This window comes from Amycolatopsis sp. NPDC104775, from assembly GCF_055583325.1.
The window spans coordinates 876,374-892,960 of the sequence record NZ_JBVJOE010000001.1; the positions used below are offsets into that span (position 1 = coordinate 876,374).

A 16,587-nucleotide genomic window follows, 5' to 3' on the forward strand; every position below is an offset into this window, starting at 1 on the left:
CGTCCCCGGTCCTGCCGCATCAGGGAATCTCCCCGATCAGGCGGTTTCGTCCACCTCCCCCGGCGGTCCCCAGGCCAGCGCCAGCACCAGTGTCGCGCGCACGGCCGGGTCGTCCAGCGACGGCCCGAACAGGTCGTGCAGGCGGCCGAGCCGGTACGACACCGTCTGCGGGTGGATGTGCAGATCCTCCGCGACCGCCTTGCGGTCCCCCAGATGCAGCAGCCACGACGTGAGCGTGGTGGACAAGCGTTCCCGCGCGGATTCGTTCAGCTCGTCAAGCGGGGCAAGGGCTTGTCTTCGCAGCACGTCGAGCAGGCGGTCGTCGCGGTGCACGATGATCGCGTCGAGATGTTCGTCGGCGAACACCGGATCGTCGCTGAGCAGGTGGTCGCGGCGCAGCCGGGCGGTCACCTCGGCGATGCGCAGGCTGGCCGGGAGCCGGTCGAGCGGCACCGTCGCGCCGACCACCGCGCCGCCGCCCCGCAGCGCGCGAGCCAGCCACGCGCGCCTGCCGGGGCCGCCCGGGTCCGGCACGATCGCCACGACCTTGCCGGGCCTCCGCAGCCGCAGGCAGCTGTCTTCGAGGCGGAACACCAATTCCCGGCCCAGCTCGTTCTCGTCCTCCACCAGCACGACCGCGGCGTGCTTCGGCAACCGCCAGTCCGCGCGCGCCGCCGCGGCCCGCACCGCGGCCTTGTCCGCGCGGTCGGACAGCAGCAGCGCGGTCAGCTCGTCGCGCAGGCGTTCCCGCGCGCGTACCGCGTCCGACTGCTCCTGCAGGTAACCGCGAAGTGAAGATTCGGAAAGCTGGTCCACCAGAGCGAACACAGTGGTGGCGAGAGAGGCGAACAGTTCAGCGGGCACGTCGAGATCGAGCGCGGCTTCCGAGACGTACCGCCACGCCACGCGCGCGCCGACCCGGTAAGCGGACAGCAGGCTCGTGACCCGCCTGCCCTGTTGGTATTGCGCCCGCCCGATTTCCTCGAACACCGTCTGCTCGACGCCGGACCCCAGCTCCGGCAGCCGCTCGGCGGGCTCGGCCGCGATGTCGATCAGCCGCCGGACGAATCCCGCGCTGGCGGCGACGAGGTCGGCCAGTTCTTCGGTGAGGAACTCCGCGTAGTCGGGATGTTCGTCCGCGAGCTGGTCGCGGACCTCGTTGAGCATGGCGGGCAGCCGGCGGGTCACCACCGTTTCCAATTCGTCAAGCCGGGTCACCTGATCTGGTCCCATGTGTCCGGGAGTCCTTCCGTCGCAGGCAGCGGTCTCGGGTCGCCTCGGGACATCCTGTCCCCACTTTGGCCTCTCGTGCCAAGTCGAAGCCACCGAAATTCGCTTTCCGGCGGCAGAAGCCGCCCGTCCGGGGGCGCGACACTGACGAGGATGAGATCCACAGCGGGTGTCCGTCACGTTCCGGACACGTCAGGACTGCGAGAGAAACGGCGCGCGGAAAACTTCCCGGTGGCCCTGCGGGTGCTGCCGGAAAAGCTGTGCGCCGACCTCGTCGCGGTCTATTCCGTCGCGCGCACTGTGGACGATCTGGGCGACGAGGCCGAGGGCGACCGGGTCGCGCTGCTCGAGGAGTTCTCCGCCGACCTGTCCGCGGCGTTCGGCGGAGGGGAACCGAAAGACCCCGTTGTCCGTGGACTTCTGCCCGCGATCCGGGCCGGACGGCTGACCGAGGAACCGTTCCAGCGGCTGGTCCAGGCGAACCTCCAGGACCAGCGAGTGCACCGCTATCCGGCCTTCGCGGACCTGCTGGCCTACTGCCGGCTTTCCGCGGACCCGGTCGGGCGGATCGTGCTCGACCTGCTCGGCGTGGCCGATCCGGCCGCCGCGGAGCTGTCCGACCGGATCTGCACCGGGCTCCAGCTCGTGGAGCACTGGCAGGACGTCGGCGAGGACTACCGCAACGGGCGGGTGTACCTGCCGCAGGAGGACCTCGCCGAATTCGGCGTCGCCGAGGAGGAACTGGGCGCCGCGCACGCGTCGCCGAGGGTGAAAGCGCTGATGCGGTGGGAAACCGGCCGCGCCGCCGCCCTGCTGGGCGGCGGCGCGGATTTGCTCGGGTACCTGTCCGGCTGGGGGCGGTTCGCGGTGAGCGGCTTCCTGGCCGGCGGGCTCGCGACGGTCGACGCCCTGCGCGCGAGCGGCGGCGACGTGCTGTCCGCACCGGTCCGGCCGAGCCGGGCCGGGCTGCTGAGTTGGCTGGGGTGGCTGCAAGTCGGCACGAGGAGGCGGTCCGCATGACGGCACTGGGCACAGTGGACGAGGCCTACGCGCATTGCGCGGCGGTCACCAAGAAACAAGCGCGTAACTTCTACTACGGAATCCGGTTGCTGCCGCCGGACAAACGTGCGGCGTTGTGCGCGGTGTACGCGCTGGCCCGGATCATCGACGACATCGGCGACGACACCGAAGCGTCCGCCGAGACCAAGCTGTCCGGGCTCGCCGGGGTGCGGAAATCGCTCGGCGACCTCTCCGCGACCACCGATCCGGTGTACGTCGCGGTCGCCGACGCCGCACGCCGGTACCCGATTCCGCTCGGCGCGTTCGAGGAACTGCTCGACGGCGTCGAGATGGACGTGACCGGCCGCGAGTACGTGCGGTTCGAGGATCTGGTCGAGTACTGCCGGTGCGTGGCGGGTTCGGTCGGGCGGCTGTGCCTCGGCGTGTTCGGCAGCCGTCCGGAGCCGAACGCACCGGTGTACGCCGACGAGCTGGGGATCGCCTTGCAGCAGACCAATATCCTGCGCGACATCCGCGAGGACCTGCTCAACGGCCGGGTGTATCTGCCCAAAGAGGACCTCGACCGGTTCGGGGTCGAGCTGTCCGTCGGCCCGGACGGGAAACTGGCCGATCCCGAAGGCGGGCTCACCGCGCTGATCCACGACAGCGCCGTGCGGGCTCGCGACTGGTACGCCCGCGGCCTGCGCCTGGTGCCCTCTTTGGACGGTCGCAGCGCCGCGTGCTGCACCGCGATGTCGGGCATCTACCGCACCCTGCTGGACCGGATCGACGAACAGCCCGCCCGCGTGTTCGACCGGCGGCTTTCGTTGTCCGGACGGGAAAAGGCGGTGGTGGCGTTCCGGGCGCTGACCGGGATCGGCCGATGACCGCCGCGGTCGCGGTGGTCGGCGGCGGCCTCGCGGGCATCGCCGCCGCGCTCGCCTGCGCCGACGCCGGACGGCCGGTGACCCTGTTCGAGGCCCGGCCGCATCTGGGCGGGCTCACCCATTCGTTCACTCGTGGCGAGCTGCGGGTCGACAATGGACAGCACGTATTCCTGCGCTGCTGCACCGCTTATCGCGCGCTGCTCGACCGGCTCGGCGTCGCGGACCGGGTGACTTTGCAGCCCCGGCTGGAAATCCCGATCCGCCTGCCGGGCGCGGCCGGGCCGACCTGGCTGCGCCGCGACGACCTGCCCGCGCCGCTGCACCTGGCCACGTCGCTGCTGCGCTACGACCCGCTGCGCCCGCTCGACCGGGCCCGGTTCGCGCTCGCCGCGCTCGCGTTGCGCCGGGTCGACCCGAAGTCCGACCGCACGGATCGCCAGTCCTTCGGGGAATGGCTGCGTCGCCACGGGCAGAGCGCGGCGGCGATCGAAGCGTTGTGGGATCTGGTCGGCGTGGCAACGCTCAACGCGACGGCCGATGACGCGTCGCTCAGTCTCGCCGCGACGGTGTTCCAGGAGGGGCTGCTCACCGATCCGGCTGCCGCCGACATCGGATGGTCGTTGGTGCCGTTGCGGGAATTGCACGGAGATCCGGCGCGTGAACGGCTGATCGAAGCGGGCGCGGACGTCCGGGTCGGCACGAAGGTCCGGGCGATCAGCGAAGGCTGGCGAATCACCACCGACCGCGGTGAGGAAGAGTTCGGTCAGGTCGTGCTCGCCACTCCTCCGCCGGTAACCGAACAGCTCGCGCCGACCGGGGCGATCGCGCTGCCGCCGGGCTGGTCCGGCGGGCTCGGCAGCTCGCCGATCGTGAACGTGCACGTGGTGCTCGACCGGAAGGTCCTCGACGAACCTTTCGTCGCGGGCGTGCGCACGCCGGTGCAGTGGGTGTTCGACCGAACGCGACAGTCCGGTTTGGACTCCGGGCAGTACCTCGCGATGTCGCTGTCCGCCGCGGACGCGCAAATCGACCTGCCCACCGCAAAACTGCGCGATCAGCTGCTTCCGGAACTGCTGACGCTGCTGCCCGAGGCGCGCGGCGCCCAGGTGCTCGACTTTTTCGTCACCCGCGAGCGGCACGCGACGTTCCGGCCCGGTCCCGGCACCGCCTCGCTGCGTCCGCCCGCGCGCACCGCCCTGCCCGGGCTGTACCTGGCGGGTGCGTGGACGGCGACCGGATGGCCCGCGACGATGGAGGGCGCCGCGCGCAGTGGCGCAGCTGCGGCCGCTGCCCTTCTTCAGCACAACGGTAAGAGGGAGGGAGTCGGAGCATGACCGCCGACGTATTTTCTGCCGCGAAGACGACAGCCGTGCGCTCCGCGGCGCCGCCGGTGCTCGGCACCGCCCGGGACGTCGTGCAGCCAGCGTTGCGCGCCGCCGTCGACCGGCTGGACGACACCAGCCGCGCGATCAGCGCCTACCACCTCGGCTGGACCGACCCGAACGGTGTGCCGGTGCAAGGCAACGGAGGCAAGGCCGTGCGTTCGGCGCTCGCCGTGGTGTCCGCGCAGGCCGCGGGCGCGCCGGTGGAGACCGGGGTGCCCGGAGCGGTCGCGGTGGAACTGGTGCACAACTTCTCGCTCGTCCACGACGATCTGATGGACGGCGACACCGAACGCCGCCACCGGCCCACGGTGTGGGCGCTGTGGGGGTCCGCGAGCGCGATCCTGACCGGGGACGCGATGCTCGCGCTCGCCCAGGAAGTGGTGCTGGACAGCGGTTCCCCGCACGCGGTCGCGGCCGGACGGCTGCTCACCGAGACCACCCGGCGGCTCATCCACGGCCAGTTCCTGGACGTCGCGTTCGAGCAGCGCGACGACGTCGGGCTCGCCGAATGCGTGACGATGGCCGCCGGGAAAACCGGTGCGCTGCTGTCCGCCAGCGCCGCGATCGGGGCGGTGCTCGCCGGGGCGCCCGCCGAGGTGGTCGACGCGCTCGCGGTGTTCGGCGAGGAGATCGGGCTGGCGTTCCAGCTCGTCGACGACGTGCTCGGGATCTGGGGCGATCCGGCGGTCACCGGGAAATCGGTGTACTCCGACCTGCAAGCACGCAAGAAGTCGCTGCCGATCACCTACGCGACCACGCACGGCGGCGCGGCGGGCCGCCGGCTCGCCGAATGGCTCGCCGGGGACGACGACACCGACCTCGCCCGGATCGCCGCGCTGGTGGACGACGCGGGCGGCCGCACCTGGGCCACCGCGGAAGCAGCGCGGCACGTCGCCACCGCCGAGCAAGCGCTGGCCGTCATCCCGCCGGGACCGCGCGCCGACCTCGTTTCGATCGCCCGTTTCATCGCCGGAAGGGAAGCGTGATGACCCAGACCGTCCCTCGGGCCTCCGCGCCCGCAACCCGCCGCACGGCCGCCGACACGGTCGCCGCGGCGGTCGAGTTCCTGCGCCGCGAGCAGAACGACGCCGGCTGGTGGAAGGGCGAACTCGCCACCAATGTCACCATGGACGCCGAAGACCTGCTGCTGCGGCATTTCCTCGGCATCCTCACCCCGCAGGCCGCCGAGGAATCCGCGCGCTGGATCCGTTCGCAGCAGCGCGCCGACGGCACCTGGGCGAACTTCCCGGACGGCCCGGCCGATCTCTCCACCACAGTCGAGGCGTGGGTCGCGCTCCGGCTGGCCGGCGATCCGGCGGACGCGCCCTGGCTGGCCACGGCCGCGGAGTGGATCCGCGAGCACGGCGGGATCGAGGCGACCCGGGTGTTCACCCGGATCTGGCTCGCGATGGTCGGCCAGTGGTCGTGGGACGACCTGCCGAGCCTGCCGCCGGAGCTGATCTTCCTGCCGTCGTGGTTCCCTCTCAACGTCTACGACTTCGCCTGCTGGGCCCGGCAGACCATCGTGCCGCTGACCATCGTCGGCACGCTGCGCCCGGTGCGGAAGCTGCCCTTCGACGTCGCCGAGCTGCGCACCGGCAAGCGACCGCCGAAGACCCGCGCGCCGTGGACGTGGGACGGCGTGTTCCAGAACCTCGACACCGCACTGCACGCCTACGCGAAACTGCCGCTCAACCCGGTACGCAAACTGGCGATGAAACAAGCGGCCGAATGGATCCTCGCGCGGCAGGAGGCGGACGGGTCGTGGGGCGGGATCCAGCCGCCGTGGGTGTACTCGATCCTCGCGCTGCACCTGCTCGGCTATCCGCTCGACCATCCCGCGCTCAAGGCCGGGATCGCGGGGCTGGACGGATTCACCATCCGGGAGAAGACCGAGCAGGGCTGGGTGCGCCGGCTCGAAGCGTGCCAGTCGCCGGTGTGGGACACCGCGCTGGCGATGACCGCGCTGCTCGACGCGGGCGTCTCCCCCGGCGACGAAACCCTGGTCCGCGCGGCGGAATGGATGCTGGGCGAGGAAATCCGGGTGCCCGGCGACTGGGCGGTGCGGCGACCTTCGCTGGAGCCGGGCGGATTCGCGTTCGAGTTCGCCAACGACGGCTACCCGGACACCGACGACACCGCCGAGGTGGTGCTCGCGCTGCGGCGCATGGGCAAACCGGATCACTTGCGGATCCGGGAGGCGGTCGACCGGAGCGTGGCGTGGCTGGAAGGAATGCAGTCCAGCGACGGCGGCTGGGGCGCCTTCGACGCGGACAACACGCAAGTGCTGACCACTCGGCTGCCGTTCTGCGATTTCGGCGCGGTGATCGACCCGCCGTCGGCGGACGTGACCGCGCATGTGGTCGAAATGCTGGCGGCGGAAGGGAAAACCGACACGCGCGCCTGTCGGCGCGGCGTCCGGTGGCTGTGGGACAACCAGGAAGAGGACGGCTCGTGGTTCGGCCGCTGGGGCGCGAATTACGTGTACGGCACGGGCGCGGTGGTGCCCGCGCTGGTGGCCGCCGGGATCCCGGGATCGGACCCGCGAATCCGGCGCGCGGTGGAATGGCTGGCCGAGCACCAGAACGACGACGGCGGATGGGGCGAGGATCTGCGGTCGTACAAGGATCGGTCGTGGGCCGGGCGAGGTGATTCGACGCCGTCACAGACCGCGTGGGCGTTGCTGGCGCTGCTCGCCGCCGGGGAACGGGAGTCCGAAGCGGTCCGCCGGGGCGTCGAGTGGCTGTGCGAACGGCAGCGGCCGGACGGCGGCTGGGACGAGGACAAGCACACCGGCACCGGGTTCCCGGGCGACTTCTACCTGTCGTATCACCTGTATCGCGTGGTGTTCCCGCTGTCCGCGCTGGGCCGGTACGTCCGGGGCGGGTCATGACCCCGATCGTCTGCACGCCGTTGCGGATCGAACAGGCCGCGCTGCGCGGCCCCGGTCCGCGGACGGTCCACACTGGACTCGGGCCTCGCCGGGCCGCCGCCGCTGCGGCCCGGCTTCCCTCCGGGCCGCGGATCGTCGCGGGGCTCGGCGGCGGGCTCGCTCCGGAGGTGCGGCCGGGGCACGTCGTGGTCGCCACCGAGGTGCGGGGTCCTGCCGGGGTGGTGCCAGTGCCGTCCGCACCGCTGCTGGCGGGTGCGTTGCGGCGTCTTGATCTCACTGTCCATCTCGGACCGGTGGTCGGGAGTTCGCGCGTAGTGCGGGAGCGGGAACGGGCTGCGCTGGCCGCGACTGGTGCGCTGGCTGTCGACATGGAGTCCGCTTGGCTCGCTGCCAGCGGTGAGCCATTCGCTGTGGTTCGGGCCATTGTGGACACTGTCGGTGAACCGCTCTTTCATCCTTCGACTGTCACGAATGGACTTGCCGGGTTGCGGAGCCTCCGCCGAACCGCTCCCGCGCTCACTGCCTGGGCGGAAGCAGTGGGGCCGCGAACAGTTCTCTTGGCCAGTCCGCGGTCGTTCTGCGCCGGGGTGGAGCGGGCGATCGAGATCGTCGAGCGAGCGCTGGAAAAGCATGGGGCACCGGTGTACGTGCGTCGGCAGATCGTGCACAACACCCATGTCGTACATCGACTGCAAGGCCTCGGCGCGGTGTTCGTGGACGAGGTGGAGGAAGTCCCGGAAGGCGAGACGCTCGTGTTCGCCGCACACGGCGTCTCCCCAGCGGTTCGGCGGGCCGCGGCGGAGCGCGGACTGTCCGTAGTGGACGCTACATGTCCGTTGGTTACCAAGGTGCACAATGAAGTCCGCCGTTACACCGGGCGTGGCGAGACGGTATTCCTCATTGGACACGCCGAACACGAGGAAGTCGAGGGAACCGTCGGCGAAGCGCCGGACGATGTGGTGGTCGTCGGTGACGTCGCGGCCGCTCGCACCGTCACCGTGCGCGACCCGTCGCGGACCGCTTACACCATGCAGACCACCCTGGCGGTCGACGAGGCCGAGGAGATCGCGTCCGTGCTACGCGAGCGATTCCCCGGCCTTTCCGCGCCGCGCAAGGACGATATCTGTTACGCGACCACCAACCGGCAGCAGGCGTTGCGCGCGATCGCCCGCGACGTGGATCTGGTGCTGGTCGTGGGTTCCGGGAACTCGTCCAACTCGCGCCGGCTGGTGGAAGTCGCCGAACGCGAGGGGACCCCGGCGGTCCTGGTGGACGGCTGCGGCGACGTCGACCTGCGCCGCCTCGCCGGAACACGGCGGATCGGGCTCACCGCGGGGGCGTCGGCGCCGCCGGAGCTGGTGGCCGAAACAGTCGAGGCCCTGCGCGGACTAGGTCCGGTCAGCGTCGCGGAAAACAAGCTGACGGAGGAAGAAATGACGTTCACCCTACCTCGGGAGGTGCTCTGAGCGATGGCTATGCCGTTGCGCCAGTCTCTTCGGCTGGGCGGTTACCTGATGAAGCAGAAGCTGCTGCGCAAGGAGAAATTCCCGCTCCTGGTCGAGCTGGAACCGCTCTTCGCGTGCAACCTCAAATGCGGCGGCTGCGGCAAGATCGCGCAGCCGCACACCCTGCTGAAACAACGGATGCCGGTGGAGCAGGCGGTCGGGGCGATCGAGGAGAGCGGCGCGCCGATGGTGTCGATCGCGGGCGGCGAACCGCTGATGCACCCGCAGATCGACGAGATCACCCGGCAGCTGCTCGCCCGCAACAAGATCATTTTCCTCTGCACCAACGCGCTGCTGCTGCCCAAGCACATCCACAAATTCAAGCCGCACCGCAATTTCGCGTGGATGGTGCACATCGACGGCCTCGAAGAACGGCACGACGCTTCGGTGCGCAAGGAGGGCGGATTCCAGGCGGCGGTCGACGCGATCAAGCTCGCCAAGGAAAAGGGCTTCCGGGTGATGACGAACACGACGTTCTTCACCGGGGACACCCCGCAGGACGTCATCGACGTGCTGGACTACCTCAACGACCTCGGCGTCGACAACATGCAGATCTCACCGGGGTACGCGTATGAAAAGGCCCCAGACCAGGACCACTGGCTCGGCGTGCAGCAGACCCGGGAACTGTTCGCCAAGGCCTTCGGCGGCGGCAACCGGAAACGCTGGCGGCTCAACCATTCCCCGGTCTTCCTGGACTTCCTCGAAGGCAAGCGCGACCTGGAATGCACGCCCTGGGGCATTCCGTCGTACTCGCTGCTCGGCTGGCAGCGCCCGTGCTATCTGCTGGACGACGGTTACGCGAAGACGTACCGCGAGCTCATCGATACGACCGAATGGGAGAACTTCGGCCGCGGCAAGGACCCGCGCTGCTCGAACTGCATGGCGCACTGCGGCTACGAACCCACCGCCGTGATCGCCACCCTCGGCTCCCTCAAGGAATCCGTCCGGGCCGCCGTCGGCCACTGATCCCGCTCTCTGTGAGGGGAACCCTGATTCCCTCGGGGTCCCCCTCACAGACGTTTGCCGTGAGCGCGGCGGGCGTGCCATGATGGGCGCATGCGTACGCAGCGATTTCTTCGCCCCCGGGGAGTGCCCGGGGGCTGCGCGTGCGCGCCGGGTTCCGCCCGCTGACGGCCGCGTCTCCCCTCACTGCCCGGGGGTGAAGTCCAGAACTTCACGACCCGAAGTGAGGAACTCCTTCCGTGGACCCCCTTGAACCCGCCTCGGTGCTGCGCCGGATCGCCGCGCTGACCGAGGCCGCGCTCGCCGATCTCGCCCAGGCCCGCACCCCGGCCGCCGTCGCCGCGGTGCGTCGTTCCGCGCTCGGCAAGTCCAGTCCGCTGGCCGCCGTCCGCCGCGAACTCGGCAGCTGCGATCCGGCCTCCCGGAAGCAGCTCGGACTCGCGCTTTCCAAGGCACACCAGCGCATTGCCGCCGCCCTGGAAGAACGGTCAGCCGCCGAAACCGCGCTGGACCGTCCACTCGACCCGACCGTCCCTGGCGTGGTGCCGCCGACCGCCGGACTGCATCCGGTCACCCAGCTCAGATACGACCTCGACGACGCCTTCCGCGCGCTGAACTTCGCGGTGGTCGAAGGTCCGGAAATCAGTTCCGCGGAAGTGGAATTCGACCGGCTGAACTTCCCCGCCGACCATCCCGCGCGCGAAAGCATGGACACCTACTGGCTGACCGACGGCCGTTGCCTGCGCCCGCATCTGACCGGCGCGAGCGTCCGGTACCTGAGCACGCACGAGCCGCCGGTCCGGATCGCCTACCCAGGCCGGGTCTACCGCAACGAAAGCACCGACGCCCGGCACGAGCGGGCGTTCTTCCAGTACGAGGTGCTGGTGGTGGACAAGGCCATTCCGCTCGCCACTGCCCGGTTCCTCGTCGACGTCATTCTCGGCACCGTATTCGGCGCACCCGTGGAAACCCGGATGCGCGCAGGATACTTCCCGTTCGTAGAGCCAGGTTTCGAGATCGACATGATCTGCCAGGTGTGCACCGGACGCGGCTGCCGGACCTGCGGACGGACCGGCTGGCTCGAGGTCATGCCCGGCGGAAGCCCGCACCCGCACGTGCTGCGCGCCGCCGGACTCGACCCGGCGCACTGGTCCGGCTGTTACCTGAACGTCGGACTGGACCGACTGGCGATGATGCGGTACGGCATTGACGACGTCCGGCTGATGCACAGCGCCGACCTGCGCTTCCTCTCCCAATTCGCCTGAAAGGCCCGCTGCCGTGAAGATTTCCCGGGACTGGCTCGCCGACTACGTTCCGCTGCCCGGCTGTTCGCCGGACCAACTGGCGCACGAGCTGACCTTGAAAACCGTCGAAGTCGAGGGATACGACGTCGTCGACGGCGACATCGTGTTCGAGATCGACAACAAATCGCTCACCAATCGACCCGACCTGTGGTGCCACTACGGTATCGCCCGCGAGTTGTCTGTCCTGTATGGACTCCCGCTGGCTCCGTTCCCCCGCATCGCCCGGCCGCCCAGCACTACCGGCCTCACCGTGGCCGATCCTGCCTGGCACCAACGTATCCTGGCCCTGCGGTGCACAGTGGACAGTTCCGTGCCGACTCCAGCTTTCATCCGCGACCGGCTCCGGAGCATCGGCCAACCCACCCGGAACCTGTGCGCCGATCTGAGCGCCTACGTGATGTTCGCGGTCGGACAGCCCAGCGACGTCCGCACTTCCGGCGACACCATCGTGCTCGAGATCCCGACCCTGATCCCGAGCCGAGCCCGGCGCAGCGCCCGCACCGAAGCGTCTGTGCGGCAAGAAAAGGGCTTGGACACTCAACGCGCCGACCAAGCCGCCGACCTGTTCCTCCACCTCCTGACCGAAACCGACCCGTCCGCCGTGGCACTCGGCGAGGAAGACGTCGTCCTCGCCGCCACTCAACCAGCGGAAATCGAGGCAAGCCTGACCGAGATCGAACAGCGGATCGGCGTCCGGCTGCCTCCGGCCGAGATGCTGCGCATCCTCCGCGCCCTCGGCTGCACCGCCGAAATCATCGGAGAACTGCTGCGGGTCGTCGCTCCGTCGTGGCGTTCCACCGGCGATCTCTCCCTGCCCGTGGACATCGTCGAGGAGCTGGCCCGGATCCACGGCTTCGACGCCCTGCCCGCGCCAAGGCCGGTCGTGGAGCTGGCCCCGCGCCCTCGGCTCCCCTTGAGCCGCCAGGTCCGGGAGGTACTCGCAGCGCGCGGCGGCGTGGCGGAAGTGCTGACCTACCCGTGGTCCGCCGACCGCCTGCTCTCCGCGTGCGGACTCGATGCCACCCTCACGATCGACCACCCGCCTGCCCCGGATCGCACCCGGTTGCGTCCGTCGCTGATCCCGAACCTGCTCGAAGCCGCAGCCGCCAACCTCCGCTACTACGACGAGTTCAGCCTCTTCGAAGTCGGCACCGTCTTCGCCGCGGGCGAGCGGACCTCCGCCGGAATCCTGCTAGCCGGTCCGGACGGAGTCGACTTGTTCCGCCGAGCCAAGGGGTTGGCCGAGCTGATCCGGCGGTACTGCCATCTCGCTTCGCTGGACCTGTCCGGCACACCGGACCAGGCCTGGACGGACCCGTCCGCCCGGCTGGCGATCCGCCCAGGCGGCGCGCTGGGGCTGGTCCGGCCGTCGGTGCTCCGGGCGGCGGGCATCGACCGGGGCGCGATCGCCTGCGTCGAACTGGACCTCGACGCGATGCGCACGCACCCGTCCCGCGAGAACCGCTACGCCCCGGTCGCCGATCTGCCGGAGTCGGACTTCGACCTGTCCGTCCTCGCCGCCGACACCGTGCCGTGGTCGCTGGTCGCCGACACCGCGACCCAAGCCCATGCCTTGGTGCAGCGGGTGGCTTATGTCGGCGAGTACCGGGATTCGCGGATTCCGGCGGATCATCGGTCGCTCACCCTGCGAGTCACGCTCCGCCCACGATCCGCGACGCTGACCGCGGGCGAAATCGCCACAGCCCGCTCCACCGTGCTTGCTGCACTGGAACGGGCCGGGGCGCGGTTGCGGTGAGATTCAGCCAAGACCGGATTGGGCGATGACGTGCGCGATGCTGATCCGTACCGCGGTGAATCCACCGTGGACGAACGATTCGGCAAGGTCCACTGAGGACTGACCAGGGTAATACCGGTCAGCAATCCCCTTCGCAACCCGCCTGATCCGGTCTGGCTCGGCAGAAATCCGGGCCGGTCCTTCGATGGTCACAAAGCTGTACGGCTGCCGCTCATCGCTGACGCAGACGGCGACCCGCCCGTCCCGCGCAAGGCTTTTTCCTTTGACGCTTCCCGGCGACAGCGCGAAAGCGATTTCGTCTCCGTCGAGGACGAAGCAGATCGGGGTGACGTGCGGGCGTCCGTCGGCGCGAGTGACGGCCAGGTGGGCAAGCCTCATTCCCTCGGCGAGGAAGGCGCGCCATTCGCTGTCAGTCATGGTGGTCATCAGTGCGTTCCTTTCAGTTGATTAACGCTGGGTTCGGTCCCGAAGACGGCCAGCAACACTCTGCTGTGCCAGGAAAAGCAGAATTCCAGCGGCGAAAGCCACTACGCCCAGCCAAGTCCGGCCAGCTTGCTCCAGCAACGCTGTGCCGAGCATCGGGCCGACGACCGCGCCAAGACTCCACGCACTCGACGCGACGCCCAGGTACCCGCTGCGCAAATCAGGCGGCGCGAGAGCAGCAAACGTCGCACCGAACTGGACCGCCAGCCCGATCTGCCCGAGACTGAGAACGAGTACCGCGACGGCATAGCCAGCAATGCTTTGGCTCAGGGCGGCCAGCCCGCCGCCGACGCCCGCCAGCAACATCGAGACGGCGAGCACCGTTCCCCGGTCTCGATTCGCCAGCACCGCGACGGCCAGCGGTTGAAGGACAACGATGGCGAGCCCGTTGAGCGCGAGCGCGGCACCGTAGGCAGCGGAACTGAACCGCTGCGCGGTCATCAGCAACGGCAAGGTGGCGAACGCTTGCATGAGCAGCGTGAAGCAGCCGACGTGAATCAGCGTCATGGCGATCATCAGCCGGTCGGCAAGCAAAACTGGCAGGAGCGCGCGTCGGACGCGGCTCGCGGCCGAACGAGTCTCCGGTACCGCGGCCACCACGATCAACGCCGCGGCCAGCATCGCGCCTGCGTTCAGCCAGAACAGCAAGCCATAACCACGACTCGCCAAGACCCCGGAAACCGTTGCGGCGATGGCATAACCGAGATTCGCCGCCCAATAGAGGAGGCTGTACGCCCGCACGCGCTGCTCTGGTGGAAGGTCCGCCACCGACGCCGATCCCGCCGGCCGGAACAGCCCGGCGGCAAGGCCGTAGCCCACTGCGGTGCCCGCAATGACCGGCGTCGCTTCGGCGGATCCCAAGGCAGCCAAGGCGATTGCCGTCCCGAGAAACCCGAAAAGCATCGTCTTCCGCCGCCCGATCCGGTCCCCGAGCCAGCCTCCCAGCAATTGCGACCCGAAGTCGCCGAGGCCCACGGCTGCCACCACGGCGCCCGCCGCCGTCGGGGTCATCCGCTGTTCCTGCGTCAGGTACAGCACCAGCATCGGCTGCACGAACGCGCCGCCGCGGGCGACGAGGTGACACGCCCCCAGCGCCCACGCGAGGGACGGCAGCCTGCGGACCGGAGTTGTCCCGGCGGTGATCGTCGCTGTCATGGCACCGACGCTAAGAGCGCCGGGAGATTAATAAAAGCGATTGTTTACGATCGAATCCATCGTTGATCGTAATACACTGAGGCCATGGCCGACTTCGACCTGCGGCAGCTGACCACCATGCTCGCGATCGCCGAGGAGGGCACGTTCTCCCGGGCGGCGACCCGGCTGGGCTACACGCAGTCGAGCGTGAGCCAGCACATCGCGGCCTTGGAACGGACCCTCGGCGGCGCGGTCTTCGACCGCCCGGGCGGACCGCGGCCGGTGCGGATCACTCCCCTCGGCGCCGTAGTGCTCGAACACGGCCGGGAGGTGCTGGCGAAGACCGAGGCGCTGGTCCAGGCGGTCGACCGGTTCAAGGCCGGGGACGGCCGGATCGACGTCGGCACCCTGCAGAGCGTCTCCCACGCGATCCTGCCGACCGTGCTGCGCCGCGTCCGGGAGGAACACCCGCGCTGCGAGATCCGGCTTTCGGAACCCGACGAACCCCGGCTCGGCGACCTCGACCTGCTGTTCCACGACGGGCTGCTCAGCGACGAAACGGACCATGTCCTGCTGCTGGAAGACCCCTACCTGGCGATCGCGCCGCCCGGCGACCTGCCCGCCGGACCGGTGCCTGTCCGGAAACTGGACGGAAGGCCGATGGTGGCCTGGCCGCCGACCGGCGACCAGCCCAGACTGGAACAATCCCTCGCGTCCGCAGGCGCGCGGCCGCGAATTGTGTTCCGGTCCGCGGGCAGCGAAACGATCCTGTCGATGGTGCGCGCCGGAATGGGACTCGCCGTTTTGCCATGGCTGGCGGTCCACCAGGTCGTTTGCCGGGATTGCGGTGCCATCCATGGACCGGAGGGATGGCCGGATCTGCGGGTGCACCATCTCGACCCGGCCCCGGCCCGTTCGATCTATCTGCACTGGCCACCGGGCCGCGACGCCGAGTCCCCGCTCGCGGCGCGGACTGTCGAGGTGGCGATCGAGGTGGCGCGGGAGCTGGCTCGGCAGGCGCCGCCGGTGCCCTGACCTGGCATCGCTGGGTGCGCTTAACCGGCTGCACGAGCGCCGCCGAAGCGGCGCGCGAGCTGCCCCGGCAGGCCCGAGGCCGAGCTGGCACCGCTGGGTCCGCCCAACCTGCCTCAAGGGCACCACCGCGGCGGCAGGCCCCGCCAAGCCGAACTTGAGCTGGCACCGCTCAGTCCGCCCAACCGGCCGCAAGAGCACCACCGAAGCAGCACGGGAATTGGCCCGGCTGGCCCCGCCAATCCGAGCCTGACCTGGCATCACCGGATCCACCCCGGCCGCAAGAGCACCGCCGAACCACCCCGCCAGCCCCGCACCCCAGCCCCGGCACCGGCAGACGAACCACCCCACCAGGTCGAGGCCACCGCCCGCACCCCCGGCCGACCGTCCGGTCAGGCCACCGTCGCGTCCACCGTGACCTCGATGCTCCCGCCGAGCGCCTTCGAATACGGGCAGGTCTGGTGCGCGGCCGCGGCCAGCGTGTCGGCAGTCTCCTGGTCGACGCCAGTCAGCTCTAGGTGCAGCGCGGCGCTGAGCCAGAAGTTCGCCTCGTCGTGGTGGAGCGTGACATCCGCGACGACCGCCAAGTCCGCCAGCTTCACCTTCCGCTGCGCCGCGGCGATCCGGACCGCGCCCATGAAGCACGACGACCAGCCTGCCGCGAGCAGCTGCTCCGGGTTGGTCGCGCCGCCGTTGCCGCCCAGTTCCTTCGGGATGGCGAATTTCAGGTCGAGCGCGCCGTCGGACGAAACCGCGCGTCCGCCGTTGCGGCCTTCCCCAGTGGTGGTGACGACGGCGGTGTAAGTGGTCGCAGACATGACTTTCCTTTCCAGAAATTTCAGAAACCGCTGAGGACGATGCCGGTGAGCGCCGCCAGTGCGCCGAGAACCTCGCGGAAAACCAAGGTGATCGGGTCCATCGGACGTGACCTTTCAGAAGGAGACCGGGCCGGTCTCGGCGACCAGAGAACCTTCGCACGACCATTCGTCACCTGTCAAGACGGTTACACATTCATG

At 69.7% G+C, this 16,587-nt stretch carries 14 protein-coding genes; 10 read left to right on the forward strand and 4 right to left on the reverse strand.

Going from position 1 to position 16,587, the window contains the following annotated elements:
• Window positions 1-36 precede the first annotated feature (36 nt).
• Window positions 37-1,233, reverse strand: a complete 1,197-nt coding sequence (locus ACZ63D_RS03820; protein ID WP_465352767.1) for a PucR family transcriptional regulator — start codon at window positions 1,231-1,233, stop codon at window positions 37-39.
• Window positions 1,234-1,383: 150 nt separating this feature from the next.
• Between ACZ63D_RS03820 and hpnC the strand changes: the two genes are divergently transcribed.
• The 9 genes from hpnC to ACZ63D_RS03865 all read left to right on the forward strand — a co-directional run bounded on the left by hpnC (window position 1,384) and on the right by ACZ63D_RS03865 (window position 12,922).
• Complete coding sequence (hpnC, locus tag ACZ63D_RS03825; protein WP_465352768.1) at window positions 1,384-2,250, forward strand: squalene synthase HpnC; 867 nt, start codon at window positions 1,384-1,386, stop codon at window positions 2,248-2,250.
• Window positions 2,247-3,116, forward strand: coding sequence for a presqualene diphosphate synthase HpnD (hpnD, locus tag ACZ63D_RS03830; RefSeq protein WP_465352769.1), 870 nt, complete (start codon window positions 2,247-2,249; stop codon window positions 3,114-3,116). Before hpnC ends, hpnD begins: the two co-directional genes overlap by 4 nt.
• Window positions 3,113-4,450, forward strand: a complete 1,338-nt coding sequence (gene hpnE, locus ACZ63D_RS03835; RefSeq protein WP_465352770.1) for a hydroxysqualene dehydroxylase HpnE — start codon at window positions 3,113-3,115, stop codon at window positions 4,448-4,450. The genes hpnD and hpnE overlap by 4 nt, the downstream gene beginning before the upstream one ends.
• A complete protein-coding gene (locus ACZ63D_RS03840; RefSeq protein ID WP_465352771.1) occupies window positions 4,447-5,487 on the forward strand; it encodes a polyprenyl synthetase family protein in 1,041 nt (346 codons plus the stop codon). The genes hpnE and ACZ63D_RS03840 overlap by 4 nt, the downstream gene beginning before the upstream one ends.
• Window positions 5,487-7,394 carry a squalene--hopene cyclase gene (shc, locus tag ACZ63D_RS03845; RefSeq protein ID WP_465352772.1) on the forward strand — a complete coding sequence of 636 codons (1,908 nt, stop codon included), beginning with the start codon at window positions 5,487-5,489 and terminating at the stop codon, window positions 7,392-7,394. The genes ACZ63D_RS03840 and shc overlap by 1 nt, the downstream gene beginning before the upstream one ends.
• Window positions 7,391-8,860 (forward strand): 4-hydroxy-3-methylbut-2-enyl diphosphate reductase, encoded by a 1,470-nt coding sequence (gene ispH, locus ACZ63D_RS03850; RefSeq protein ID WP_465352773.1) that lies wholly within the window; start codon window positions 7,391-7,393, stop codon window positions 8,858-8,860. Before shc ends, ispH begins: the two co-directional genes overlap by 4 nt.
• Window positions 8,861-8,863: 3 nt before the next feature.
• Window positions 8,864-9,865, forward strand: a complete 1,002-nt coding sequence (hpnH, locus tag ACZ63D_RS03855; RefSeq protein ID WP_465352774.1) for an adenosyl-hopene transferase HpnH — start codon at window positions 8,864-8,866, stop codon at window positions 9,863-9,865.
• A gap of 236 nt (window positions 9,866-10,101) precedes the next feature.
• Window positions 10,102-11,127: a phenylalanine--tRNA ligase subunit alpha gene (locus ACZ63D_RS03860; protein ID WP_465352775.1), complete on the forward strand. Its 1,026-nt coding sequence runs from the start codon at window positions 10,102-10,104 to the stop codon at window positions 11,125-11,127.
• 13 nt (window positions 11,128-11,140) lie between these two features.
• Window positions 11,141-12,922, forward strand: coding sequence for a phenylalanine--tRNA ligase subunit beta-related protein (locus ACZ63D_RS03865; protein ID WP_465352776.1), 1,782 nt, complete (start codon window positions 11,141-11,143; stop codon window positions 12,920-12,922).
• 3 nt (window positions 12,923-12,925) lie between these two features.
• Here the strand turns inward: ACZ63D_RS03865 and ACZ63D_RS03870 are convergent, their stop codons facing one another.
• Together ACZ63D_RS03870 and ACZ63D_RS03875 are read right to left on the reverse strand one after the other, a co-directional pair.
• Window positions 12,926-13,348, reverse strand: coding sequence for a PPOX class F420-dependent oxidoreductase (locus tag ACZ63D_RS03870; protein ID WP_465352777.1), 423 nt, complete (start codon window positions 13,346-13,348; stop codon window positions 12,926-12,928).
• Between the two features lie 21 nt (window positions 13,349-13,369).
• Window positions 13,370-14,560, reverse strand: a complete 1,191-nt coding sequence (locus ACZ63D_RS03875; protein ID WP_465352778.1) for an MFS transporter — start codon at window positions 14,558-14,560, stop codon at window positions 13,370-13,372.
• An 84-nt stretch (window positions 14,561-14,644) separates the two neighbouring features.
• Between ACZ63D_RS03875 and ACZ63D_RS03880 the strand changes: the two genes are divergently transcribed.
• On the forward strand, window positions 14,645-15,574 hold the full coding sequence (locus ACZ63D_RS03880) for a LysR family transcriptional regulator (protein ID WP_465352779.1): 930 nt from the start codon (window positions 14,645-14,647) through the stop codon (window positions 15,572-15,574).
• A gap of 389 nt (window positions 15,575-15,963) precedes the next feature.
• Here ACZ63D_RS03880 and ACZ63D_RS03885 read toward each other — a convergent pair whose 3' ends face one another.
• Window positions 15,964-16,389 carry an Ohr family peroxiredoxin gene (locus ACZ63D_RS03885; protein WP_465352780.1) on the reverse strand — a complete coding sequence of 142 codons (426 nt, stop codon included), beginning with the start codon at window positions 16,387-16,389 and terminating at the stop codon, window positions 15,964-15,966.
• Between the last annotated feature and the right edge of the window lie 198 nt (window positions 16,390-16,587).

Coding starts and splice junctions, on each gene's coding strand:
- ACZ63D_RS03820 (WP_465352767.1), bottom strand. CDS start 1,233: ATGGGACCAGATCAGGTGACCCGGCTTGACGAATTGGAAACGGTGGTG.
- hpnC (WP_465352768.1), top strand. CDS start 1,384: ATGAGATCCACAGCGGGTGTCCGTCACGTTCCGGACACGTCAGGACTG.
- hpnD (WP_465352769.1), top strand. CDS start 2,247: ATGACGGCACTGGGCACAGTGGACGAGGCCTACGCGCATTGCGCGGCG.
- hpnE (WP_465352770.1), top strand. CDS start 3,113: ATGACCGCCGCGGTCGCGGTGGTCGGCGGCGGCCTCGCGGGCATCGCC.
- ACZ63D_RS03840 (WP_465352771.1), top strand. CDS start 4,447: ATGACCGCCGACGTATTTTCTGCCGCGAAGACGACAGCCGTGCGCTCC.
- shc (WP_465352772.1), top strand. CDS start 5,487: ATGACCCAGACCGTCCCTCGGGCCTCCGCGCCCGCAACCCGCCGCACG.
- ispH (WP_465352773.1), top strand. CDS start 7,391: ATGACCCCGATCGTCTGCACGCCGTTGCGGATCGAACAGGCCGCGCTG.
- hpnH (WP_465352774.1), top strand. CDS start 8,864: ATGGCTATGCCGTTGCGCCAGTCTCTTCGGCTGGGCGGTTACCTGATG.
- ACZ63D_RS03870 (WP_465352777.1), bottom strand. CDS start 13,348: ATGACCACCATGACTGACAGCGAATGGCGCGCCTTCCTCGCCGAGGGA.
- ACZ63D_RS03875 (WP_465352778.1), bottom strand. CDS start 14,560: ATGACAGCGACGATCACCGCCGGGACAACTCCGGTCCGCAGGCTGCCG.
- ACZ63D_RS03880 (WP_465352779.1), top strand. CDS start 14,645: ATGGCCGACTTCGACCTGCGGCAGCTGACCACCATGCTCGCGATCGCC.
- ACZ63D_RS03885 (WP_465352780.1), bottom strand. CDS start 16,389: ATGTCTGCGACCACTTACACCGCCGTCGTCACCACCACTGGGGAAGGC.